Raw genomic sequence first — 387 nt, 5'->3', positions numbered from 1 at the left:
GGCTGATGCTAAAAAACATCAAAAAATGGCCGACACTTTAGGGGTAAAATTAATATTAGAAGCCTTTGCCGACAGACAATACACCGACGACGGGCTTTTAGTGTCAAGGCAGTTAGCAGGTAGTGTGCATAACGAGCAAGCTTTAATTGAGCAAGTAAAGCAACTGTTAGCTGATGGCAGCGTAACTACGCGTTCAGGTAAAAAGTTAATTTTAGATGCCGATAGTTTATGCGTTCACGGCGATAACCCTGCCGGTATTGCACTCATTCAACAAATAAAGTTATTGTGTAAACGTTAAATCATTATTTAATATGTTCAGTTGTAAACCCCCTTTACAGCTGAACCGTTTTACAGATTCAGTCTACCCACGCAATTACTTCATCACCC

1 protein-coding gene is annotated in these 387 nt (G+C 40.3%); it reads left to right on the top strand.

The genetic code is table 11. From position 1 onward, the window contains the following. Positions 1-298, top strand: a 298-nt coding sequence (locus AAEY62_RS20695) for a LamB/YcsF family protein (RefSeq protein WP_350636147.1), incomplete at its 5' end; no start/stop codon positions are given. Between the last annotated feature and the right edge of the window lie 89 nt (positions 299-387).

Origin of the sequence: Pseudoalteromonas sp. GW168-MNA-CIBAN-0100 (assembly GCF_040309225.1) — a bacterium.
Lineage (GTDB): Bacteria > Pseudomonadota > Gammaproteobacteria > Enterobacterales > Alteromonadaceae > Pseudoalteromonas > Pseudoalteromonas arctica.
Note: the sequence above shows the minus strand (reverse complement) of the source record. Positions and strands in the feature narration are given on the sequence as shown.